The sequence below is a fragment of the Baekduia sp. genome, assembly GCF_035318805.1.
In the GTDB taxonomy this organism is placed as follows: domain Bacteria; phylum Actinomycetota; class Thermoleophilia; order Solirubrobacterales; family Solirubrobacteraceae; genus Baekduia.
In genome coordinates, this window is sequence record NZ_DATHDY010000016.1 from 181,833 (window position 1) to 200,100 (window position 18,268).

The following is an 18,268-nucleotide window of genomic DNA, read 5'->3' on the forward strand; positions in this document are numbered from 1 at the left end:
CGATGAGCCTCTTCCGACGCAGGGACCGGGGCGGCGAGCCGGCCACCCGGCTGTACTACGCCTCCGACATCCACGGCTCCGAGGTGCTGTGGCGCAAGTTCCTCAACGCGGCCGCGGCCTACAAGGCCGAGGTGCTCGTCATGGGCGGCGACGTGACGGGCAAGGTCGTGGTCCCGCTGGTCGAGGGGCCCGCGGGCTTCCACGTCGAGCTGTTCGGCCAGAGCCAGGACGTCGCCTTCGACGACGTCGAGGAGATGGAGCACCGGATCCGCTCCAACGGGATGTATCCCCACCGGATGACGAGCGAGGAGGTGGCGCGCGTCGCCACGCTGGAGGAGGACGCCAAGGAGGAGTGGTTCGCCGACGTCATGCGCGAGACGTTCGACGGCTGGCTGGCGCTCGCCGACGAGCGGCTCGACGACGACACCCGCTGCTTCGTCATGCCCGGCAACGACGACCCGGCGGGCGTGGACCGCTCCATCGAGGAGGCGGCGAAGGTGGAGGCGTGCGACGACCGCGTCGTCGAGTTCGCCGACTACACCATGATCTCGCTGGGCTACGCGAACCCCACGCCGTTCGACTCGCCGCGTGAGCTCAGCGAGGACGAGCTCTACCGCCGCGTCAGCGCGCTCGCCGACCAGGTCGAGAGCATGGATCGCTGCATCTTCAACCTGCACGTGCCGCCCTACGACTCCTCGCTGGACACCGCGCCGGCGCTGACCGACGACCTCGAGGTGGTGATGTCGGGCTCGGCGCCGAAGATGATCGCGGTGGGCTCCACGGCGGTGCGCGATGTGATCGAGCGCTACCAGCCGCTGCTGTCGCTCCACGGCCACGTGCACGAGAGCCCCGGCGCGACGAACATCGGGCGCACGCTGTGCATCAACCCGGGCAGCGACTACCACACCGGGCGCATCTCGGCCTGCCTGATCAACCTGCGCGACGGCACCGTCCGTCACCAGTTCGTGACCGGATGAGCACGGGCCCGGCAACCCCCGAGCCGTTCGCCCACCGGCTGCTGGAAGAGAGCCGGGAGCTGGTCGACCAGGCCGCCGCGCAGGGGCTCGCGGTCCGGCTCATGGGCGGCATCGGCATCCGCATGGTCCTGGGCGACCGCTTTCCGGAGCGGTTCGCCCGCGCCTACGGCGACATCGACGTCCTCGTCGGCCGGCGTGACTCCCGCGGGGTCGAGGAGCTGCTGGCGGCCCGCGGCTGGGATCCGGCGACGGCCTTCAACGCCCTCAACGGGTCGCGCCGGCTGCTCTTCCACGACCCGGCGAGCAGCGCGCAGGTCGACGTGTTCGTCGAGGCGTTCGAGATGTGCCACGCGCTGCCCCTCGCCGACGGCCTCCAGCGCCCGGGCCCGACGCTGCCGGCCACCGACCTGCTCATGAGCAAGCTCCAGATCGTCTCGCTCAACGCCAAGGATCGCGGCGATCTGTACGCGCTGCTGGCGGGCTGCGACCTGCGCGACGGCGATCACCAGGCCATCGAGCCAGATCGGCTGGCGGCGCTCAGCAGCCGCGACTGGGGCCTGCACCATACGTTCGAGCTGAACCTCGCCCGCCTGCGCGAGGGCCTCGCGGCCGGCGAGGCGCCGCCGGAGGTCGGACCGCCCATCGCGGCCATCGCGCAGGCGATGGAGGACACGCCCAAGACGCGGGCCTGGAAGCTGCGCGCCAGGATCGGCGAGCGCAAGCGCTGGTACGACGATCCGGAAGAGGTCGACCGCACGACGGAGGCCGGATGAGCGCCTGTCGCTCCACGCCGCCGCTCAGAGCGCTAGACTTGTTGTACAGGTCGGGCGTCCGCTCGGCTACCGCAGTGTCCCGCGTTTCCGCAGTCGTTGCTTAGCCGCACCCTCCGCGTTCGCCGTGCACATATCCCGGAGGGAACCTGATGGCTACCGGAACCGTGAAGTGGTTCAACGACGACAAGGGCTTTGGCTTCATCACGCCCGACGACGCCGGCAAGGACCTGTTCGTCCACCACAACGCGATCCAGGGCAGCGGCTTCAAGTCGCTGGCCGAGGGCGCGAAGGTCAGCTTCGACGCCGAGCAGGGTCCCAAGGGTCCCGCGGCGGCCAACGTCCAGGTCATCTAGCAGGGGGACGGACCCGTGGCCTCCAGCGGCAAGAAGAAGACCACGATGGCGAAGCTGAACCGTGAGAACCGGGTCCGCGAGCGTCGCGCCGAGAAGCAGGCCAAGAAGGACGCGAGGAAGCGGGCGGCGGTCGAGCAGCCGGACGTCGCCGTCGACCCGCTCCTCAGCGACGACTGAGCCGTCGTCCGCGCGCGACGGGCGAGCGGCGTAGCGCAGCGTCGGCGGACATGCCGACGCTGCCGCGGCAGGCCCTGGGGTCCTGGCGGCGAACAGCCACCACGACTCTCGTCCTGTCAGGGTGTTGACGCTTGTCCATGATCCGTCTGTCGTTCGTCGCGGCGCTCGCCGCGAGCCTGGTCGCGCTGCTGGCGCCGGCCGCCGCTCCTGCTCGTCTGCCCCTGCACGTGGGGATCGCCGACGACGCGTCGCTGTTCGGCGACCCGGCGGCGGCTGCGCAGTCGGTCGCCGCGTGGAAGCGGGCGGGGATCGACACGGTGCGGATCCAGGTCTCCTGGGGGCGCATCGCGCCCGACCCGAAGGAGCTCGTCCCGCCCGACGGCTTCCAGGCCGGCAACCCCGACGATCCCGGCTACCACTGGGGCACGATCGACCAGGCGGTCGACCGCGTCGTGGCAGCCGGCATCACGCCGATCCTGATGATCGACGGCCCGCCGCCGCTCTGGGCGTCCGCCGCGCCGTACGAGCGCAACCCGCGCTACCGCCCGCGTGCGACGGACTTCGGGCCGTTCGCCACGGCCGTGGCGCGCCGGTACGGCGACCGCGTCGACCAGTACATCCTCTGGAACGAGCCGAACCTCCCGCTGTGGCTGCAGCCGCAGGCGACGTGCGGACTCGCCAAGACCTGCACGCCGGTCTCCGGCGATCTGTACCGCGCGATGGTCCGCGAGGCCTACCAGCCGATGCACGACGTCGACCCGGGCGCGGTCGTGCTGATCGGCGCGCTCGCGCCGGCCGGCGGCAACCTCACCAGCGAGAACGCCAACACGCGCCCGCTGCAGTTCCTGCGCGCGATGGCGTGCGTCGACGCGCGGCTGCACCCGATCAAGACCGGCCGCTGCGCCACCTTCAAGCCGGCGGTCGCCGACGGCATCGCCTACCACGCCCACAGCACGCGCAACGCGCCGGACCAGCCCTACGCCAACCCCGACGACGCGGACCTGGCGAGCCTCTCGCGCGTCGAGCGCCTGCTCGACCAGCTTCAGCAGCGCGGTCGCCTGTGGGGCTCGACCACGCCGTTGAACCTGTGGCTGGACGAGTACGGCTACCAGACCAACCCGCCCGACAAGGCCCGCGGCGTGTCGCTCGCCCGTCAGGACCGCTACCTCCAGCAGGCGGCGTACATGGCCTGGCGCGATCCGCGCGTCAAGCTGCTCGGCCAGTACCTGTGGAACGACGAGCCGGTGGGCGGCGGCCGGCTGTACACGGGCTGGCAGTCCGGGATGTTCGCCACCAACGGCCGCGCCAAGCCGGCGCTCAAGCACTTCGCCAGCCCGATGTGGATCGACGCCAAGCGCTCGATGATCTGGGGGCAGATGCGGCCCGGCGACGACCACCTGGTGTCGATCCAGCTGCGCCTGCCCGGCAACGCGACCGCGTGGCAGGACGTCGGCGAGGTCCCGACCGCGCCGGACGGCACCTGGTCGCTGGAGACCGGCCTCGTGCCCTACGGCTCCTACCGCGCCGTCGCCGACGACGGCCAGGTGACCGACACGATGGTCGCGACGCCGGCGACCGCCACGACCGGCGACGCCGGCAGCGCGACCAAGGAACGGACCGCCGCGGGCGTGCTCGTCGAGCGGCGGTCGGTCGGCACCGTGCCCGGCGTCGCCGTGCCGCCGTCGTTCGCCGGGTTCTCCATCGAGTACTGGTCGGCGCTGGACTACCTCGGCGCCTTCGGCCAGGTCAACCCGGCGTTCGCCCGGCTCACCCGGACGCTGGCCGCCGGCGGTCGCGGCGCGCCCACGATCCGGCTGGGCGGCAACTCCACGGACGGGACGTGGTGGAACCCGGACGGCCTCCCGCGCCCGAGCGGGATCGACACCGACCTCACCGCCGCCTGGCTCGCGCAGCTGCGCACGTGGACGGCGGTGACGCGCACGCCGATGATCCTCGGCGTCAACCTCGGGCTCGACTCCCCCGACAACGCGGCGGCCTACGTCCAGCAGGCCGTCGGCACGCTCGGCCCCGGCGCGCTGGCCGGCTTCGAGCTCGGCAACGAGCCGGATCGCTACTCGCAGCTGCGGACCTTCCACGTGGGGACGCGCAAGCTGGAGCGCGTCGAGCGGCGCCCGCCGGACTACAGCTTCCAGCAGTACAGCGACGAGCTGGACCGCTACGTCCGGACGCTGGCGCCGATCGCCGGCGGCGTCGGCCTGTCCGGCGGCGCCTTCGCCGGCTCGATCTGGGATCCCGACACCGACGCCCTGCTGGCCCGCGAGGGTCCCGGGACGACGGCGTTCGGCGCACACGCCTACGCGCTCGAGGCCTGTGGCGCGGCGGCGCGCAACCGCAAGAAGGCCTCGTTCGCCCGCGCGCTGCTGGCTCCCGGTGGGAGCGCGCCGATCATCGCGCGCATGGACCAACTGGTTTCGGTGGCGACCGCGCACGGCGCGGCGTTCCGCGTCTCGGAGACCAACTCCGCCAACTGCGGCGGGGTGGACGGCGTGAGCAACGCATTCGCCTCGGCGCTGTGGGGCACCGACATGCTCTTCGGCCTCGCCGAGGCGGGCGTCGCCAACGTCGACTTCCACTCCTGGAACGGCGCCTACTACTCGCCCGTCGACTTCGTGCACAGCCAGGGCAGCCTCGTCGCGCGGGTGCATCCGTTGTTCTACGGGATGCTCCTGTTCGACCGGGCCCTCCCGGCGGGCGCGCGCCTGCTGCCGGTGGCGCCGAACTCGCCGAACGCGGCGACCAAGACGTGGGCGACGGTCGACCCGGCCGGCACGCGGCGTGTCGTCGTCATCAACAAGGACAGCGAGCGCGCGCGTCAGGTGGTGCTGCGCGTCCCGCAGGGCGGTACGAGCGCCCGCGTCGAGCGGCTCAGCGCCCCGTCGGTGCTGTCCAAGGACGGCGTGACGTTCGCCGGGCAGACCTATGGGCGCACCACCGCGGACGGCGTGCTGACGGGCAGGAAGGTCGTCGAGACGCTCGTGCGCGCCGGCGGCGCGTTCCGGCTGTCGGTGCCGGCGGGCAGCGCCGCGCTGGTGACGGTGCCGCGGCAGTAGGGGTGCCGTAGGCGGCCAGCGAGGCCGAGGCCCACGATGGCCAGCCGTCGCCGCCGGAGGTGGGTCCCCAGTCGCGATAGCGACACAGTCTCCTTGGGCGCCGTCACGGCACCCACGTCTCGGCCAGCGGCGTCACCTGGAGCTCGTGGGTGGCGGCCCGCGGCCCCTGCTGCGCCAGGAAGACCACCGCGTCGGCGATCTGCCGCGGGTCGGCCAGCGCGGCGGGGTCGGCGCCCGGGCGGCCCGAGCCGTCGAGCGGCTCGATCCCCGCGTCGACGATCAGCAGCGCGACCTGGATGCCCTGCTCGCGCAGCTCCAGCGCGGCGGCCTGCGTGAGCGCGCGGACCCCGAACGCGCCGGCCGCCCACAGGCCGCGGCCGGGCATCGCGCGCCGTGCCGACCCGCCGGTGACCTGGATCAGCGTCGCCGGGCCGCCCTGCTCGACGACGAAGCCGGCGGCGCCGGAGAGGAACGCGAAGGCCGAGCGCGCCGGCGCCGCCGCCCACGCGTCGAAGGCGTCCGGAGCGGCCTGGGCCAGCGGTCCGCCGCCGAACGGCCCGGAGCGCGTCCCGCCGTACGCCGACGCGGCGTTGACGACGAGGTCGACGCGCCCGTGCGCGTCGGCCGCGGCCGCCATCGTCGCGCGGACGCTGGCCTGGTCGGTGACGTCGGCGCGCAGCGCGAGCGCTCCGGCCGCGGTCACCCCCTCCAACGTCGCCTCCGAGCGGGCGGCTCCCACGACCGCCCAACCGCGGTCGACGAGGGTCTCGATGATCGCCTTTCCGAGGTTGCGCGCACCGAAGATCACGGCGCTCGGCCGGTCGCGGGAGTCGTTGACGTCGCTCATGGCCGTAAGTCAACCGCTGCGCGGCCCGCGGCGCCACCCGTCGATGTCGAGACCGGGTTGCCGGCTCCGACCGGTTCGTGACACGGTGCCCGCGGGGCATCGACACCGCGAGGAGCGACGACATGAAGTACATGCTGCTGATCTACAACAACGCTGCGGCGATCGAGGCGATGACCGAGGAGGAGCGCAACGCCACCTTCGGCGAGGTCGACGTGATCATGAAGGAGCTGACCGACTCGGGCGAGCTCGTCGGGGGAGAGGCGCTGGCCGATCCCTCGAACACGAAGACGGTGCGCGTGCGCGACGGCGTCCCGGCTGCGACCGACGGTCCGTACGCCGAGTCCAAGGAGCAGCTGGCCGGCTACCTGATGGTCGAGACCGAGACGCCCGAGCGCGCGGTCGAGATCGCCGCACGCTGGCCCGACGCCCGCTACTGGGCGATGGAGGTCCGTCCCGTGATGAACACCGCCGGCCTGGAGATGTGATGCCGGACGGGCGCATCGAGGATCTGCTGCGCGGCCTCGCCCCGCAGGTCCTCGGCGTGCTCGTCCGCCGCCACGGGCAGTTCGACGCGTGCGAGGACGCCATGCAGGAGGCCCTGCTGGCCGCCGCGCTGCAGTGGCCCGGCGAGGGGATCCCGGAGAGCCCGCGCGCGTGGCTGATCACCGTTGCGACGCGCCGGCTGACCGACCAGTGGCGCAGCGAGAGCGCGCGCCGCGGGCGCGAGGACGTCGCGGCGGCGCAGGAGCCGCCCGGCGTGCCGGTCGCCGCCGCCGAGGACGACACGCTCACGCTGCTGTTCCTCTGCTGCCATCCCGCGCTCTCGCCGCCGTCGCAGATCGCGTTGACCCTCCGTGCCGTGGGCGGCCTCACCACCGCCGAGATCGCCCACGCCTTCCTCGCGCCCGAGGCCACGATGGCCCAGCGCATCAGCCGGGCCAAGCAGAAGATCAAGTCCTCCAACATCCCGTTCGCCCTCCCGCCGGACGCCGAACGCGCGCAGCGCCTCGGCGCGGTCCTGCACGTGCTCTACCTGGTCTTCAACGAGGGCTACACCGCCACGTCGGGCGCCGACCTCCAGCGCGCCGACCTGACCCGCGAGGCCATCCGCCTCACGCGGGAGGTCCGCCGGCTGCTGCCCGCCGACGGCGAGGTCGCCGGGCTGCTCGCGCTCATGCTGCTGACCGACGCGCGCCGCCCGGCCCGCACCGACGCCGACGGCACCCCGATACCGCTGGCCGAGCAGGACCGCACGCGCTGGAGCCGGCGCGACATCCGCGAGGGCGTCGCGATCGTCACCGAAGCGCTGGCCGGCGCGCCGCTCGGCCCGTACCAGCTGCAGGCCGCGATCGCCGCGGTGCACGACGAGGCGCCGAGCGCCGGCGAGACCGACTGGCCGCAGATCGTCGCGCTCTACGGGCTGCTGGAGCGCATCGCGCCGAACCCGATGGTCACGCTCAACCACGCCGTCGCCGTCGCGATGGTCGACGGCCCGCGGGCCGGGCTGGACCTGCTCGCGCCGCTGGACGCCGACGCGCGCGTGGCCGACCACCATCGCCTCGCCGCCGTGCGCGGCCACCTGCACGAGCTGGCCGGCGACCACGCCGCGGCGCGCGACCAGTACCTCCGCGCCGCCCGGCGCACGACCAGCCGTCCCGAGCAGCGCTACCTCGACGCCCGTGCGGACCGGCTGCGCTGAGCTTCGCCGCAGCGCCGCCGCCCGCTCACTCCTGCGACGGCGCCGCCGGGATCGCGGTCGGGGCCGCGGGCGGCGCCGACTGCGCACCACCCTCGCTCGTCGCGTCCTCCGGAGCGGAGACGAACTCGAAGTGCTCGGTCAGCGCGGCCATCTGCAGGAAGCGCTGGACGGCGAACGAGCCGCGCACGAGGACGAGGCGCCGGCCCGCGCGGCGCGCACGGCGCCGGGCGGCCAGGATCCTCGACATGCCCGCGGAGTCGACGAAGTCGAGCTCGCGCAGGTCGATGATCAGAGTCGACGAGGCCTCGCGCTCCGCGCGGCGCAGCTCGTCGTCGAACCTGTAGGCGTATGCGAGGTCGAGCGCCCCGCGAAGACGGATGGTGACTTCACCCGTCCCGATGTGCTGGACCGTCAACTCGAAGCCGTGCATTCCGACCCCCTGATTGACGTTGCGGGCGGGTTACCCGTTCGGCTTCGCGACAAACGCTCTGCGGATAGCCTGCCCCCGCCCGTGCTGCTCGCCGTCCCCAACGTCTCCGAGGGCCGCGACGCCGCGACCATCGCCGCCATCGGCTCCGCCTACGTCGCCGGCGGCGCGTGCCTGCTCGACACGCACGCCGATCCCGACCACCATCGCGCGGTCCACACGGTCGCCGCGCGCCGCGGGATCCTGGCCGGCGCGCTGCTCGACGGCGCCCGCGCCGCCGTGCAGCGGATCGACCTCCGGGCCGAGCGCGGGATCCATCCGCACGTCGGCGCGCTCGACGTCGCCCCGGTCGTCTTCCTCGACGACGGGCGCCGCGGCGCCGCCGCCGCCGAGGCGCTCACGCTCGCCGAGCGGCTGGGGGAGGAGGCCGGCCTGCCGGTCTTCCTCTACGGCCTGCTGGGAGGCGGGAGGACGCGCGCGGAGCTGCGCCGCGGCGGCATCGCGACCCTGACCGCGCGGATCGCCGCCGGCGAGCTGCGCCCCGACTTCGGCCCGGCGACGCCGCACCCGACGGCCGGGGCCGTCCTCGTCGCCGCCCGCCCCCCGCTGGTCGCGTTCAACCTCGAGCTCGCGCCGCCCGCCACGCTGGCCGACGCCCGCGCCATCGCGGCCGTCGTGCGCGAGGGCGGCGCCGAGGGCCTGCCGGGGGTCCGGGCGCTCGGCCTGGAGCTCACCGCGCAGGGTGGGATCGTCCAGGTCTCGACCAACGTGGAGGACCACCGCGCGGTCCCGCTGGCACGGCTGGTCGCCGCCGTCGGACGCCACGCGCGCGTGTCGGCCGCCGAGCTGGTGGGCCTCGCGCCGGCCCTCGCGTTCGACGGCTTCCCCGACGACGTCGCGGTTCGCGGCCGTCGCACGGTGGAGGAAGCCCTGCAAGAGCTATCGTCCTGAGCATGGCTCAGACCAAGCGCAAGCGCCGCTCCAAGCATCGTGGCAACGCGGCGGGCGCGGTCGAGTCCCGAGGCCGTACGGGCCGCCCGGTCGCCCCGGCCAAGGGCGGCAAGGGCGGGGCGCTGCGCACCGACCGGCTCGACCGGCCGCCGTCGTGGCGCTCGGCGGCCAACCGCGCCGCGATCGCGACCATCCTGTTCATCGTGGTCATCACGCTGATCGGCCAGGCGATCGGCGTCGCGATCGCCATCGGCGCGTTCATGTTCTTCACCTACATCCCGCTCGGCTACTACACCGACGCCTACATCTACAAGCGCCGCCAGGCCAAGAAGGCGCAGGGGAAGCGGTAGGCCATGGACGTCCGGATGTTCACCGTCGGCCCGGTGCAGGAGAACAGCTTCCTGGTCCGCCGCGACGGCAGCGACCGCGCGGTGCTGGTCGACCCGGGAGAGGAGGCGCCGCGGCTGCTCGAGGCGATCGACGCCCTCGGCGTGACGCTCGACGCCATCCTGCTGACGCACTGCCACTTCGACCACGTCGGCGCCGTCGCGCCCGTCGCCAAGGCGACCGGCGCGCCGGTGTACTGCCCGCAGCTCGAGGTGCCGGTCCTGCAGGACATCATGGCCTACGTGCCGTGGGCGGGCTTCGGGCCGTTCGAGTCCTGGGATCCGGAGCAGACCGTCGCCGGCGGCGAGCGGCTCGCGCTCGCGGGCTTCGACGTCGACGTGCTCTTCACGCCCGGCCACAGCCCGGGCCACGTGACCTACGCGCTGAGCGCCGAGGGCGAGGCGCCCGCGCTCTTCTCGGGCGACGTGCTCTTCCAGTCCTCGATCGGCCGTACCGACCTGCCCGGCGGCGACCACCCGACGCTGCTGGCGTCGATCGCCACCCTGCTGGACCGCTTCGACGACGCCACCGTCGTGCACCCCGGCCACATGGGCCTCACCACGCTCGGCGCCGAGCGCGCCACCAACCCGTTCCTCGCCGAGCTCTCCGCGCAGCAGTGAGCGAGAAGCCCCAGGCGCCGCGCGGCACGTATGACGTGCTGCCCGAGCAGGACGCTGCCCGCCGTGCGGTCGAGGACGCCGCACGCCGCGTGCTCGGCGGCGCCGGATACCGCCGCATCGAGACGCCGATCTTCGAGCACACCGACCTGTTCGCCCGTGGCGTGGGCGCGTCGACCGACATCGTCCAGAAGGAGATGTACACCTTCGACGACGCCGGTGGACGCTCGCTGACCCTGCGCCCCGAGGGCACCGCGCCGGTCGTGCGCGCCTACGCCGAGCACGGCATGCAGAAGGCGCCGCAGCCCGTGAAGCTCTGGTACCTCGGGCCGTTCTTCCGCCAGGAGAAGCCGCAGGCCGGGCGCTTCCGCCAGTTCTGGCAGGTGGGCGCCGAGGCGATCGGGTCCGACGATCCCGCGGTCGACGCCGAGACCATCGTCCTGCTGCACACGCTGATCCGCGAGCTGGGCGTCGAAGGCGCGCGGCTGCGCCTGGGCTCGCTCGGCACGCCCGAGACGCGCGCCGACTACCGCGAGCTGCTCATCAGCCACCTGCGCGCCAACGAGGACCGGCTCAGCCCCGAGGTCCGCGCGCGGATCGACCTCAACCCGCTGCGCGCGTTCGACGCCGACGATGCGGGCACGCGCGACGTGATGGCCACCGCGCCGCTGCTCATCGACCATCTCACCGCCGAGGACGGCGAGCACTTCGCCGAGGTGCGCGCGCGCCTCGACGCGGCCGACGTGCCCTACGAGATCGACCCGACGCTCGTGCGTGGCCTGGACTACTACACGCGCACGCTCTTCGAGTTCACCTCCGACGCGCTGGGCGCCCAGTCCGGCGTCGGCGGCGGCGGCCGCTACGACCGCCTGGCCGAGCAGCTCGGCCTCGGCTCCATCCCCGGCATCGGCTGGGCGGCGGGCGTCGAGCGCCTCCTGCTGGCCGGCGAGCACAGGCCGGAGCCGGAGCCCGTCACCGACCTCTACGTGGCGGGCACGAACGTGCCGGCCTTCACCCTGGCCGCCGAGGCGCGCCGCGCCGGGCTCAACGTCCAGCTCGAGCTGGCGGGGCGCTCGCGCAAGGGGCAGATGAAGCAGGCATCCCGCATCGGAGCGCGCTGGGTCGCGATCCTCGACGACGAAGGAACGTTCTTGAAGGACATGGAGACGGGCGAGCAGGAGGAGCTGGAGGCGACCGCGGTCGTCGCCCATGTCTTGAAGGGACGGCACTTCGCATGAGGCAGCCTCCGCGCCCCAACGGCTACCGCGACACGTGGGCCGGCGACCTCCGCGCGGCGGATGCGGACCCCACCCACCCGCGGACCGTCCGCGTCTCCGGCTGGGTCCACCGCCGCCGCGATCACGGTGGGCTGATCTTCATCGACGTGCGCGACCGCAGCGGGATCGTGCAGCTGGTGTTCCACCCGGACGTGAGCGGTGAGGCGTTCGCCGCGGCCGAGCGCCTGCGCTCGGAGTACGTGATCTCCGTCGCCGGCGAGGTCGTCGAGCGCGAAGCGCAGAACAAGAACCCCAACCTGCCCACGGGCGACGTCGAGGTCTCCGTGACCGAGATGACGGTCCTCGCCGAGGCCGAGACGCCGCCGTTCCCGGTCGACGAGGACGTCGAGGCCGACGAGATGCTGCGGCTCAAGCACCGCGCCGTCGACCTGCGCCGCGAGCCGATGCAGCGGATGCTCGAGCTGCGCCACGCGATCGTCAAGACGATGCGCGACGTGCTCGACGAGCGCGACTTCCTGGAGGTCGAGACGCCGATCCTCACGCGCTCGACGCCCGAGGGCGCGCGCGACTTCCTCGTGCCCTCCCGTCTGCAGCCGGGCGCCTGGTACGCGCTGCCGCAGTCGCCGCAGCTGTTCAAGCAGCTGCTGATGATCGGCGGCACCGAGCGCTACTTCCAGATCGCGCGCTGCTTCCGCGACGAGGACCTCCGCGGCTTCCGCCAGCCCGAGTTCACCCAGCTCGACCTCGAGATGTCGTTCGTGGACGAGGAGGACGTCATCGCCACGATGGAGGACATCATGGTCGCGGTGTTCGCCGCCGCGGGCTTCGAGGTCCCGCCGGCGCCGTGGCCGCGGATGTCGTTCGCCGACGCGATGCTGCGCTTCGGCTCCGACAAGCCCGACACCCGCTTCGGGCTGGAGATCTCCGACGTCGGCGAGCACCTGCGTGGCTCGGACTTCAAGGTCTTCGAGGGCGTGCTCTCCTCCGGCGGGGTCATCCGCGCGTTCAACGCCGGGCGGCGCGCGATGTCGCGCTCCGAGCTCGACGGCCTCAACGAGGTCGTGCAGCGTCACGGCGCCAAGGCGGTCGCGCCGATCGTCGCGGGCGGCGGCGACACGCCCTGGACCGGCAACCTCGCGAAGTTCTTCTCGACCGAGCAGATGCGCGCGGTCAACGACGCGCTCGGCGCCTCCGAGGGCGACCTGCTGTTGTTCGTGGCCGACCGCGAGGCCATCGCGGCCGCCGCGATCGGCGCGCTGCGCCTGGAGCTGGGCGAGCGCTTCGGGCTGATCCCCGAGGGCCGCCACGACCTGCTGTGGATGGTCGACTGGCCGCTGTTCGAGCCGACCGGCGACCCGGCGCACCCCTGGACGGCGATCCACCACCCGTTCACCGCGCCGACCGGCACGGACTTCTCGGATCCGGGCGCGCTCGGATCGCGCGCCTACGACCTCGTCCTGGACGGCGTCGAGATCGGCGGTGGGTCGATCCGCATCCACGACCCCGAGGTCCAGCAGAAGGTGTTCGACGTGCTCGGCATGGGCGAAGGGGAGGCGCGTGCGCGCTTCGGCTTCCTGCTCGACGCCCTGAAGACCGGCGCTCCGCCGCACGGCGGCATCGCGATGGGCATCGACCGCATCGTGGCGATCCTCCTCGGGCGCGAGTCGATCCGCGACGTCATCGCGTTCCCGAAGACCGCCAGCGGCGGCGATCCGCTCACCGGGGCGCCTGCGCCGGTGGACGAGCAGCAGCTGCGCGAGCTGTTCGTGAAGTCGACCGCGCCCGCGCCGGCGGCCCAGACGGACTAGGAGCGGCGGGCGGCGCCGCGAGCGCCGCTAGGGGTGCCGTAGGCGGCCAGGGAGGCCGAGGCCCACGACGGCCAGCCGTCGCCGCCGGAGGTGGGTCCCCAGTCGCGATAGCGACACAGTCTCCTACTTCTTCTTGTCGGCGGCGGCCGCGCGGCGGGCGTCGCCGACGGCCTGCTTGACCGTGGCGGCCTCGATGAAGCCGGTCAGCGTCGTGGCCTTGCGGTTGGTGCCGATGACCATGACGGTCGGCGAGGTGAGGACGTCGACGCCGGTCGTGATCGCCTCGTAGCTGCCGACCTTGCTGATCGGCACGTAGGCGGACACCATCTTCCTGTCCTTCAGGGCGGTGCGGTGCACGGCCTTGCGGGCCGCGTCGTCGTCGTAGCCCTTGCCGTAGAAGAGGATGACCAGCGTCTTGCCCTTGGACAGGTAGGCGAGGAGGCGGTTGGACGGGTCGACGAGGGTCGCGGCCTTGGTACCGGGCTTGCGCGCGGCGGCGACCGACTTGGTGGTCTTGGCCTTGGTCTTCGCCGTCGTCGTCGCGGCCTTGGCGGCGGCGGTCTTCGTGGCGGCGGCGGAGGCGTCGCCGGTGGCGGCCTGGATGCGCGCGTTGGCGGCGTCCGAGGTCGACGCGGCGCCCTTGGCCTTGTCGACGGCGCGGGCGAGGCCCTTCGTGCCCGGGGCGACGGGAGCCGACGAGGCGTCGGCGGCCGGCGTGCCGCCGGCGTCGGCCTTGGGCTTGAGCACCGTGAACCACATGCCGGCGAGCAGCACGACGGCCACGAGGGCGATCTGCATGGGGCGACTGACCTGGTCCACACCCGCGTTGTCGACCGCCACCCCCCGGAAGTTGAGCGGGGATGTGGGCGCTTGGACGGCCACTAGACGGCGAACCCGGCTCGCAGGCCCGGCGCTTCTAGACTCGTACCGACGTGCCCGACGAGCGCTTCGAGGATCATCTGCTGCACCCCGTGGGACGCGGCCACGTGCCCGCCGGCAGCCATGCCGGCGCGGCGGGCGGCGCCGTCTGCGGGGATCTGGTGACCATCTCGCTCGCCGTCGCGGGGGAGACAGTCGTCGATGCCGGCTTCGAGGCGTCGGGCTGCGGCGCGGCGATCGCCGCCGGCAGCGCCGCCGTCGAGCTCGTGCGCGGGGCGCCGCTCCTCGACGCCGCACGCGTGGGGACCGAGGCGATCGCGCGCGCGCTGGGCGGCCTGAGCGTCGGCAAGCTCCACGCGGCCGACCTGGCCTCCGACGCGCTGCATCGCGCCCTCGGCGCCGCCGCCGCGGCCGACGCGCAGGCGGCGCCCGTCGCCGACCGGACGCTCGTGGCGATGTCGGGCGGCGTCGACAGCGCCGTCGCAGCGGTCCTCAGCGACGGCGAGGTGGTCGCCGTCACGCTCGAGCTGTGGCGCGATCCCGAGAACGACGCCGAGGCGTCGTGCTGCTCGGCCAACGCCGTGCGCGCCGCACGCTCGGTCGCCCATCGCCTCGGGCTGCCGCACTTCACGCTGGACCTGCGCGACACGTTCCGCGCCGGGGTCGTCGAGCCGTGGATGGCCGAGCACGCCGAGGGCCTCACGCCCAACCCGTGCGTGCGCTGCAACGGCCACGTCCGCCTCGACGCGATGCTCGACTTCGCCGACCGCCTCGGGGCCGCGACGCTGGCCACCGGCCACTACGCGCGCCGCACCGGGGACGGGCTGCTGCGCGCGGCGGCCGACCCGGCCAAGGACCAGACCTACATGTTGGCCGCGCTCTCGCGCGCGACGCTGCGGCGGATGCGCTTCCCGCTCGGCGAGCTGACCAAGCCGCGCGTGCGCGAGCTCGCCCGCGAGCACGCGCTCAGCGTCGCCGAGAAGCCCGACTCGCAGGACCTCTGCTTCCTGGCCGGCACGGGGCGCGAGCGCTTCCTCGCGCGGCACGGGGGCATGGGCGAGCGGCCCGGCGACGTCGTCGACCGCAGCGGCCAGGTCCTCGGTCGCCACCGCGGCCACTTCCACTTCACCGTCGGCCAGCGCCGCGGCCTCGGCGTCCACGCCACCGAGCCGCTCTACGTGCTCGGCACCGACGCGCGGGCCAACACCGTCACCGTCGGGCCGCGGGCGGCGCTGGACGTCGACCGCGTCGCGCTGCGCGGCGTGCGCCTTCACCGCGACGCCGGGGCGGTCGACGGCGTCCGCCTGCGCTACCACGCCGCCGTACTGCCCTGCCGCCTGGAGGAGGATGCCGTCGTCCTCTCGCAGCCCTTCTCGGCGCCCGCGCCGGGCCAGACGGCAGTGCTCCTCGCGGGGGACGTCGTGGTCGGATCTGCGACGATCCGATCGTGACCTCCGACGAGATCCGCGAGACCTTCCTGTCGTTCTTCGAGAAGCACGACCACAAGCGCCTGCCCAGTGGTTCGCTGGTCCCCGCGTCGTACGACCCGTCGGTCCTGCTCACGACCGCGGGGATGCACCCGCTCAAGCCCTACTTCCAGGGTCTGGAGGAGCCGCCGTACCCGCGGCTGACCAGCTGCCAGAAGTGCTTCCGCACGCCGGACATCGACGTCGTCGGCACGACGACGCGGCACCTCACGTTCTTCGAGATGCTCGGCAACTTCTCGATCGGCGACTACTTCAAGGACGGCGCCATCGAGCTGGCCTGGAAGCTCTCGCTCGAGGGCTTCGGGTTCAAGCCCAAGGACATCTGGGTGACGGTGTTCGAGGGCGACGAGGAGCTCGGCCTCGGTCCCGACGAGGAGGCCATCGAGGCGTGGCTGAGGATCGGCGTGCCGCGCGAGCGGATCGTGGCGTGCCCGCGCTCGGAGAACTTCTGGCAGGCCGGCCCGACGGGCCCCTGCGGGCCGTGCTCGGAGCTGTACCTCGACCGCGGCCTGGAGTGGGGCACCGAGGACGACCTGCCCGGCGGCGACAACGAGCGCTTCCTGGAGTACTGGAACCTCGTGTTCATGCAGTTCAACCAGGACCCGGTCGGGACGCTCACGCCGCTGCCGAAGCCGAGCATCGACACCGGCATGGGCCTCAACCGCATGGCCTTGATCCTCCAGGGCGTCGACTCGATCTTCGACACCGACCAGTTCGTGCCGCTCATGGAGCTGGGCCGGGAGCTGGCGACCGCCGAGGAGCTCGACGAGCGGGCGCTGCGCATCCTCGCCGACCACGCGCGCGGGATGACGTTCCTGATCGCCGACGGCGTCGTCCCGTCCAACGAGGACCGTGGCTACGTGCTGCGCCGGCTGATGCGCCGCGCGATCGTCCAGGGCCACCGCCTCGACATCCAGGGCGAGTTCCTGCCGCGCTACGTGGACGTCGTCATCGAGACGATGGGCAACGCCTACCCCGAGCTGCACCGCGAGCGCGAGACGATCCTGCGCTGGGTCACCGCGGAGGAGCAGGGCTTCGGCCGCACGCTGGAGACCGGCCTGGCGATGCTCGACGAGCTGCTGGCCGGCGGGTCGGTCAGCGGCGAGGACGCGTTCCGGCTGCACGACACCTTCGGGTTCCCGATCGACCTGACGACCGAGATCGCCGCCGAGCGCGAGGTGCCCGTCGACGTCGCAGGCTTCGACGTGCTGATGGACGAGCAGCGCGTCCGCTCCTCGGCGGGCGCGGGCACGCAGGAGCGCGTCGGGGCCAAGCAGGAGGTGATCCGCCGGCTCTCCGACGAGCGCACCGAGTTCACCGGCTACGAGCACCTCGAGGAGCGCACGACGGTCGCGGGCGTCCTGGAGCAGGGCGGCCGCACGTTCGTCAAGCTCGCCAGCTCACCGTTCTACGCCCAGGGCGGCGGCCAGGTCTCCGACACCGGCGTGATCGAGCGCGAGGACGGCTCGGGCCGCGCCGCGGTCTCCGAGGTGCTGCGCGCAGGCGAGGACCAGGCGATCGTCGTGGAGGGATTCGGACCCACCCACCCCTCGCTGAGCGCCGGCGAGCGCGTCGTGGCGCGGGTCGACCGCTCCACGCGGCACGCGACCGCGGCCAACCACACCGCCACGCACCTCCTGCACGCGGCGCTGCGCGAGGAGCTGGGCACGCACGTCCGGCAGGCGGGCTCCTACGTGGGGCCCGACAAGCTGCGCTTCGACTTCACGCACGGGCAGCGCCTCTCGCCCGAGGAGCTGCACCGCGTGGAGGACCGCGTCAACGAGTGGGTCCTGCGCAACGACCCCGTGCGCCCGATCACGACGACGCTGAAGGAGGCCCAGGAGGCCGGCGCGATGGCGCTGTTCGGCGAGAAGTACGGCGACGTGGTGCGCATGGTCCAGATCGGCGACGGCGACTACTCGCGCGAGCTGTGCGGGGGCACGCACGTGCGCGCGACCGCCGAGATCGGCGTCCTGCGGATCGTCAGCGAGGGCTCCAGCGCGTCCAACGTGCGACGCATCGAGGCCGTCACGGGGCCCGAGGCGGTCACGCTGCTGCGCTCCCACGACGCGCTCGTGCGCGAGGCCGCCGCGGCGCTGCGCACGTCGCCCGAGCAGGTGCCGGCCCGGGTCGCCGACCTCCAGCAGCAGCTCAAGCAGGCCGCCAAGGCCGGGCCGTCCAACGGCGCGGTCGACGTCGCCGCGCTCGTCGACCTGGCCGACGAGGTCGGCGGCGCTCACGTGCTGACGAGCATCGTGGAGGTGGCCGACGCCAAGGCGCTGCTCGACGCCGCGGACCGGCTGAAGAACTCCCTGGGCGACGCCGCGATCGTGCTCGGCGCCGACACGGGCGGCAAGGTCGCGCTCGTCGCGTCGGTCGCGCCCGCGCTCGTGGAGCGCGGCGTCAGGGCCGGCGAGCTCGTCAAGGTGGCCGCCCAGATGGTCGGCGGAGGCGGCGGCGGGCGCGACACGATGGCCCAGGCCGGCGGTCGCGATCCGCAGAAGCTCGACGACGCCCTGGCGGCGGCGCGGAGGGCGATCGAGACCGCCCTCGGCGGGTGAGACGTCGTCCGCGGGT

The 18,268-nt window shown here is 73.4% G+C and carries 17 protein-coding genes; 14 read left to right on the plus strand and 3 right to left on the minus strand.

Going from position 1 to position 18,268, the window contains the following annotated elements; translation table 11 throughout:
• Nucleotides 1-2 precede the first annotated feature (2 nt).
• The 5 genes from VK501_RS03785 to VK501_RS03805 all read left to right on the plus strand — a co-directional run bounded on the left by VK501_RS03785 (nucleotide 3) and on the right by VK501_RS03805 (nucleotide 5,351).
• Entirely contained in the window at nucleotides 3-977 is a 975-nt protein-coding gene (locus VK501_RS03785) for a hypothetical protein (protein ID WP_324334787.1), read from the plus strand.
• On the plus strand, nucleotides 974-1,750 hold the full coding sequence (locus VK501_RS03790; RefSeq protein ID WP_324334788.1) for a hypothetical protein: 777 nt from the start codon (nucleotides 974-976) through the stop codon (nucleotides 1,748-1,750). Before VK501_RS03785 ends, VK501_RS03790 begins: the two co-directional genes overlap by 4 nt.
• Before the next feature lie 149 nt (nucleotides 1,751-1,899).
• The gene (locus tag VK501_RS03795; RefSeq protein WP_324334789.1) at nucleotides 1,900-2,103 is read left to right on the plus strand and encodes a cold-shock protein; all 204 of its coding nucleotides are present in this window, start codon (nucleotides 1,900-1,902) and stop codon (nucleotides 2,101-2,103) included.
• 15 nt (nucleotides 2,104-2,118) lie between these two features.
• Nucleotides 2,119-2,280 (plus strand): hypothetical protein, encoded by a 162-nt coding sequence (locus tag VK501_RS03800; RefSeq protein WP_324334790.1) that lies wholly within the window; start codon nucleotides 2,119-2,121, stop codon nucleotides 2,278-2,280.
• A 137-nt stretch (nucleotides 2,281-2,417) separates the two neighbouring features.
• Nucleotides 2,418-5,351: a glycosyl hydrolase family 79 C-terminal domain-containing protein gene (locus VK501_RS03805; RefSeq protein ID WP_324334791.1), complete on the plus strand. Its 2,934-nt coding sequence runs from the start codon at nucleotides 2,418-2,420 to the stop codon at nucleotides 5,349-5,351.
• A gap of 103 nt (nucleotides 5,352-5,454) precedes the next feature.
• On the opposite strand, the gene VK501_RS03810 is transcribed toward VK501_RS03805, so the two are convergent.
• Nucleotides 5,455-6,198 (minus strand): SDR family oxidoreductase, encoded by a 744-nt coding sequence (locus VK501_RS03810; RefSeq protein WP_324334794.1) that lies wholly within the window; start codon nucleotides 6,196-6,198, stop codon nucleotides 5,455-5,457.
• 122 nt (nucleotides 6,199-6,320) lie between these two features.
• Here VK501_RS03810 and VK501_RS03815 point away from each other — a divergent pair, with 122 nt between their 5' ends.
• Nucleotides 6,321-6,683 (plus strand): YciI family protein, encoded by a 363-nt coding sequence (locus tag VK501_RS03815; protein WP_324334795.1) that lies wholly within the window; start codon nucleotides 6,321-6,323, stop codon nucleotides 6,681-6,683.
• Nucleotides 6,683-7,897, plus strand: coding sequence for an RNA polymerase sigma factor (locus tag VK501_RS03820; protein ID WP_324334797.1), 1,215 nt, complete (start codon nucleotides 6,683-6,685; stop codon nucleotides 7,895-7,897). The genes VK501_RS03815 and VK501_RS03820 overlap by 1 nt, the downstream gene beginning before the upstream one ends.
• 25 nt (nucleotides 7,898-7,922) lie before the next feature.
• Here the strand turns inward: VK501_RS03820 and VK501_RS03825 are convergent, their stop codons facing one another.
• The gene (locus VK501_RS03825) at nucleotides 7,923-8,327 is read right to left on the minus strand and encodes an STAS domain-containing protein (protein ID WP_324334799.1); all 405 of its coding nucleotides are present in this window, start codon (nucleotides 8,325-8,327) and stop codon (nucleotides 7,923-7,925) included.
• An 81-nt stretch (nucleotides 8,328-8,408) separates the two neighbouring features.
• Here VK501_RS03825 and VK501_RS03830 point away from each other — a divergent pair, with 81 nt between their 5' ends.
• The 5 genes from VK501_RS03830 to aspS are packed head-to-tail and all read left to right on the plus strand — an operon-like array spanning nucleotide 8,409 to nucleotide 13,325.
• Nucleotides 8,409-9,275, plus strand: a complete 867-nt coding sequence (locus tag VK501_RS03830) for a hypothetical protein (protein WP_324334801.1) — start codon at nucleotides 8,409-8,411, stop codon at nucleotides 9,273-9,275.
• 2 nt (nucleotides 9,276-9,277) lie between these two features.
• Entirely contained in the window at nucleotides 9,278-9,625 is a 348-nt protein-coding gene (locus tag VK501_RS03835; protein ID WP_324334803.1) for a hypothetical protein, read from the plus strand.
• 3 nt (nucleotides 9,626-9,628) lie between these two features.
• Complete coding sequence (locus VK501_RS03840) at nucleotides 9,629-10,282, plus strand: MBL fold metallo-hydrolase (protein ID WP_324334805.1); 654 nt, start codon at nucleotides 9,629-9,631, stop codon at nucleotides 10,280-10,282.
• Nucleotides 10,279-11,517, plus strand: a complete 1,239-nt coding sequence (hisS, locus tag VK501_RS03845; RefSeq protein ID WP_324334807.1) for a histidine--tRNA ligase — start codon at nucleotides 10,279-10,281, stop codon at nucleotides 11,515-11,517. Before VK501_RS03840 ends, hisS begins: the two co-directional genes overlap by 4 nt.
• Complete coding sequence (aspS, locus tag VK501_RS03850) at nucleotides 11,514-13,325, plus strand: aspartate--tRNA ligase (protein WP_324334809.1); 1,812 nt, start codon at nucleotides 11,514-11,516, stop codon at nucleotides 13,323-13,325. Before hisS ends, aspS begins: the two co-directional genes overlap by 4 nt.
• Nucleotides 13,326-13,448: 123 nt before the next feature.
• Here the strand turns inward: aspS and VK501_RS03855 are convergent, their stop codons facing one another.
• On the minus strand, nucleotides 13,449-14,123 hold the full coding sequence (locus tag VK501_RS03855; RefSeq protein WP_324334811.1) for a hypothetical protein: 675 nt from the start codon (nucleotides 14,121-14,123) through the stop codon (nucleotides 13,449-13,451).
• Nucleotides 14,124-14,257: 134 nt separating this feature from the next.
• Between VK501_RS03855 and mnmA the strand changes: the two genes are divergently transcribed.
• Together mnmA and alaS are read left to right on the plus strand one after the other, a co-directional pair.
• Nucleotides 14,258-15,655 carry a tRNA 2-thiouridine(34) synthase MnmA gene (gene mnmA / locus VK501_RS03860; RefSeq protein ID WP_324334813.1) on the plus strand — a complete coding sequence of 466 codons (1,398 nt, stop codon included), beginning with the start codon at nucleotides 14,258-14,260 and terminating at the stop codon, nucleotides 15,653-15,655.
• The gene (alaS, locus tag VK501_RS03865; RefSeq protein WP_324334815.1) at nucleotides 15,652-18,252 is read left to right on the plus strand and encodes an alanine--tRNA ligase; all 2,601 of its coding nucleotides are present in this window, start codon (nucleotides 15,652-15,654) and stop codon (nucleotides 18,250-18,252) included. The genes mnmA and alaS overlap by 4 nt, the downstream gene beginning before the upstream one ends.
• Nucleotides 18,253-18,268 lie beyond the last annotated feature (16 nt).

Excerpts from the sequence above, each read along its gene's own strand:
- VK501_RS03785 (WP_324334787.1), top strand. The coding sequence starts at position 3 with ATGAGCCTCTTCCGACGCAGGGACCGGGGCGGCGAGCCGGCCACCCGG.
- VK501_RS03795 (WP_324334789.1), top strand. The coding sequence starts at position 1,900 with ATGGCTACCGGAACCGTGAAGTGGTTCAACGACGACAAGGGCTTTGGC.
- aspS (WP_324334809.1), top strand. The coding sequence starts at position 11,514 with ATGAGGCAGCCTCCGCGCCCCAACGGCTACCGCGACACGTGGGCCGGC.
- VK501_RS03855 (WP_324334811.1), bottom strand. The coding sequence starts at position 14,123 with ATGCAGATCGCCCTCGTGGCCGTCGTGCTGCTCGCCGGCATGTGGTTC.
- VK501_RS03805 (WP_324334791.1), top strand. The coding sequence starts at position 2,418 with ATGATCCGTCTGTCGTTCGTCGCGGCGCTCGCCGCGAGCCTGGTCGCG.
- VK501_RS03810 (WP_324334794.1), bottom strand. The coding sequence starts at position 6,198 with ATGAGCGACGTCAACGACTCCCGCGACCGGCCGAGCGCCGTGATCTTC.
- VK501_RS03835 (WP_324334803.1), top strand. The coding sequence starts at position 9,278 with ATGGCTCAGACCAAGCGCAAGCGCCGCTCCAAGCATCGTGGCAACGCG.
- VK501_RS03840 (WP_324334805.1), top strand. The coding sequence starts at position 9,629 with ATGGACGTCCGGATGTTCACCGTCGGCCCGGTGCAGGAGAACAGCTTC.
- VK501_RS03815 (WP_324334795.1), top strand. The coding sequence starts at position 6,321 with ATGAAGTACATGCTGCTGATCTACAACAACGCTGCGGCGATCGAGGCG.
- VK501_RS03790 (WP_324334788.1), top strand. The coding sequence starts at position 974 with ATGAGCACGGGCCCGGCAACCCCCGAGCCGTTCGCCCACCGGCTGCTG.
- VK501_RS03820 (WP_324334797.1), top strand. The coding sequence starts at position 6,683 with ATGCCGGACGGGCGCATCGAGGATCTGCTGCGCGGCCTCGCCCCGCAG.
- VK501_RS03825 (WP_324334799.1), bottom strand. The coding sequence starts at position 8,327 with ATGCACGGCTTCGAGTTGACGGTCCAGCACATCGGGACGGGTGAAGTC.